This is a genomic window from Dysgonomonas sp. 216 (genome assembly GCF_010501065.1).
Lineage (GTDB): Bacteria > Bacteroidota > Bacteroidia > Bacteroidales > Dysgonomonadaceae > QVMM01.
The window spans coordinates 1-3,077 of the sequence record NZ_QVMM01000038.1 but is presented as its reverse complement, the minus strand read 5'-3'; the positions used below and the strand labels follow the sequence as shown (position 1 = coordinate 3,077).

Annotated in this window: 8 protein-coding genes; all 8 read right to left on the bottom strand. The window is 34.3% G+C overall.

Annotated elements, in window-relative coordinates:
• Window positions 1-161 precede the first annotated feature (161 nt).
• The 8 genes from D0T53_RS13375 to D0T53_RS13340 all read right to left on the bottom strand — a co-directional run bounded on the left by D0T53_RS13375 (window position 162) and on the right by D0T53_RS13340 (window position 2,955).
• Window positions 162-545, bottom strand: coding sequence for a hypothetical protein (locus D0T53_RS13375; protein ID WP_163268730.1), 384 nt, complete (start codon window positions 543-545; stop codon window positions 162-164).
• A gap of 3 nt (window positions 546-548) precedes the next feature.
• Window positions 549-776, bottom strand: coding sequence for a hypothetical protein (locus tag D0T53_RS13370; protein ID WP_163268728.1), 228 nt, complete (start codon window positions 774-776; stop codon window positions 549-551).
• Between the two features lie 75 nt (window positions 777-851).
• Complete coding sequence (locus tag D0T53_RS13365) at window positions 852-1,046, bottom strand: hypothetical protein (protein ID WP_163268726.1); 195 nt, start codon at window positions 1,044-1,046, stop codon at window positions 852-854.
• Between the two features lie 17 nt (window positions 1,047-1,063).
• A complete protein-coding gene (locus D0T53_RS13360) occupies window positions 1,064-1,312 on the bottom strand; it encodes a hypothetical protein (protein ID WP_163268725.1) in 249 nt (82 codons plus the stop codon).
• Window positions 1,309-1,860, bottom strand: coding sequence for a hypothetical protein (locus D0T53_RS13355; RefSeq protein WP_163268723.1), 552 nt, complete (start codon window positions 1,858-1,860; stop codon window positions 1,309-1,311). The genes D0T53_RS13360 and D0T53_RS13355 overlap by 4 nt, the downstream gene beginning before the upstream one ends.
• On the bottom strand, window positions 1,781-2,251 hold the full coding sequence (locus D0T53_RS13350) for a hypothetical protein (protein WP_163268721.1): 471 nt from the start codon (window positions 2,249-2,251) through the stop codon (window positions 1,781-1,783). The genes D0T53_RS13355 and D0T53_RS13350 overlap by 80 nt, the downstream gene beginning before the upstream one ends.
• Before the next feature lies 1 nt (window position 2,252).
• A complete protein-coding gene (locus tag D0T53_RS13345) occupies window positions 2,253-2,498 on the bottom strand; it encodes a hypothetical protein (protein WP_163268719.1) in 246 nt (81 codons plus the stop codon).
• A 1-nt stretch (window position 2,499) separates the two neighbouring features.
• Entirely contained in the window at window positions 2,500-2,955 is a 456-nt protein-coding gene (locus D0T53_RS13340; RefSeq protein ID WP_163268717.1) for a DUF4494 domain-containing protein, read from the bottom strand.
• Between the last annotated feature and the right edge of the window lie 122 nt (window positions 2,956-3,077).

Here is a 3,077-nt window from a genome sequence, read left to right as displayed (position 1 = left end):
CATCTCGTCCGAGACACTTAGTGGTATACTTTTCAATTACTAAGTGGACTACTTTTCAATTATATTATACAAATAAGATAGCTTTTTTCATAATTCGATTTTTTAATTTGTGTAAAAATAGCAAAAGTTTCTCTGATTACTCAAAGAAACTTTTGACTAAATTATTTTACCATTCGTTTTCCAAATATTGAACTATTGTAATGAAATTTAGGTTTTTCACTTCCTACAACACAACCAAACATGCCCAAAGAAGGTGGTGGTGTGAAAGGAAAATAATGTTTACACCATGCTTCAAATTGTTTTTGTCGTTGTTTCTTCAATCGCTTCTTCATCTTTCGTGGCAACCTGATCTTTTTATGTCCTTTCAAAAACTTTCTGAATTCACACATTTGTTTTGATGTAAACTTCACATTTCCTGATAAAGAAACAAATTCAAGTTTTGGAAAAGTGCGTTCAGAATCATTTTCTTCAATAAAAAAGCTACATTCTGCAACACCAACAATCTTCTGTCCACCAATATACAATTCAACATCTTTCCATTCCATAATTCAAAATTCTAATACCATTTGACCATTTAATTGTTTTTTGCGTACTTCTTCAACATCTACTGACATATAACGTCTAAAAGTGCGTTCACTCATAGGATAAACATGCCTTACAACATTTCTTAATGCTTGTATTTGGCACTTTTGCTGATTGCCTGGTTCGTAATTCTCACCAACTATTTGTTGCACCAATTCAATCTTCTTCAATGTGTTTGGATGAATATTTTCCATAAGTCCGAAAATTTTTATTTAACTTTGTAGTAACCAACCTCAAAGCCTGATATGTTTTCGGACATGGATGGCTTTTTACTTTCCCTTCATCATCATTTTATATTCAAACACTGGACTGCGTAAATTCTTAACTGATAAAAACAAAGCACCAATCATTGTTCCAATATATCCGATACCTTTTGCCAAAAACAGCAATAACATAGATACCAAGCCAAATGGCATAAATAAAATCATTGCTATAAAATGCACTATACTTTTCAATTGTTTCACTTCTATTTCTTTGTTAATTATTCAACTTCTTTTTTGTCAGGCATCCAACGCACCACCACATCTGCACGCAATTTTCCTTCACCTTCACATTGGCTGCATCCTGTTTGAATATCTTTTGTTTCGCTTCCATGATATCCTGATGAAGAAATGAAGTGACCACGACCATTGCAGTTTGGACAAACAAAACCTGTGAACTTGATCACTTCACCATTCTTTGGTGCAAGGTTGGTTGGTTCGATGAATAACACCTTTGCTTTTCTACTCATTTTTTACTCATTTGTTTTTCCAACTTATCAAAATGCTTTCTTGCACGTTCTGATGTGATGTTTCCACCTTTATCATTGAATGCCTGGTTGATGCTATCTTCTTGTGCTGCATTGCAGCGATCATCGAAATAAGAAGCAAACCATTTCATCACCTTCGGCACATCCAACGATTCATAAAAATCACCATAATCACCATTCACTGCTTTACGAAACAGAACATGCACATCTGCAACAGTCATGTTGTAATATTGAGAAACAACATTTGACGCAATCACATCAATTTGTTTTTCAGTCAGTGGACGTTTCAGATTCACCAGTTCTGTCAACTCTATCAGATACAGTTTGATGATACCTTCAACGGCTTGTGATCCATAATGTGTTTTGACCTTTGCCAATGATGGAAACTTTGTTGGATATGATTCAGCAATTTTCATTGCACCATCCACAGTCATCACAGTTGCAAGGCTTTTATTCAGTGCTGTTGGATTGCATTTCTCTAAGTACACGTTCTTTGTAGCTTTCACTAATTCCTGATTGTTGCTTCCCATCTTGTTTGATATTTGACACTATTTCGTTAAACTTACTGTTGATGATTGGCAAACTGAATTGATTTTTCACATACCATTCAGGCAACCTTTCAATCAATGCTTTAAAAGTGATAAGAACATTTTCTTCTGTCACTGTTTCCAACATTCCTTCAACCTTTTTAATCAACTGTGAAAGCGATCCTGCATCTTTACCTGTGAAAACATAGTCTAAACCAGTTTTACTTTTGTAGGTGGTGCAGAATATATCTTTGCACTGGTTATGGATCGTTTTTTTCTTTTCCTTCGTTTCTGCTTCATATTCATATCCAAGCATGAAGGCTAATGCTTGACGCAATTCAACCTTCGATGCTCGTTTATTAAATAGAATCTTTTTGGCTTTTTCCTGATTCATATTACATCACATATAAATGAAGTTTCTTTGTAGTCACCTTTGCTGAAAATTTGAATTCAACAGAAGGATTGTTTTCTTCAAGTGATTCTTTGATTTCATTGATAGCCTTTTCTTTGATTGTTTCTGAATCACTTTTTTTGGCAGCAAAACCGATGCAATTATAACTAACTGATCTAGGTTTATAATTCTTTGGTGCTTGTGCTGTTACAACTACATCACACACATATTTGATTTGTTCTGCATCCATATCAATCAAGTATTATTGTTTTCTTGTTATCTTCTGAATAAGGAAATATATCCATGATGGCTGTTTCTGAAACAGATGTGAAAAACCAATCAGCCAATGTGCCTTCCATCCCTTTTCTGATCACTGCCAATGCTTCATCAATATCACCTGCCTGTGCTAGCATCTGAACCTTTGTGATCTTTTCTGATCCTGATTTTTCATCCAGTGTTGTGAAAGCCACTTTTGCCATGAAGAAGCGATCACCATTGTCATTGAAAAACAATTCAGATATTTTCTTCCTTCCAACAGATGCAATTGTAAATTCACCACTGATATATGGTTTCAATTCTTCAATTCCACGTGCTTCTGCTTCTGTGAATGAAAGTGCATCCACTAAATATGATTCAGTCACTTTCTTTTGCATCCCATTTTCAAGCATCTTTTCATACGACACTTTTACTTCAAACCAATTTCCCATGTTTAAATTTGTTTTAAATGTTAATTAAATTATGCTTCTGTCATTCCAAGTTGTATAATATAATTGAAAAGTAGTCCACTTAGTAATTGAAAAGTATACCACTAAGTGTCTCGGACGAGATG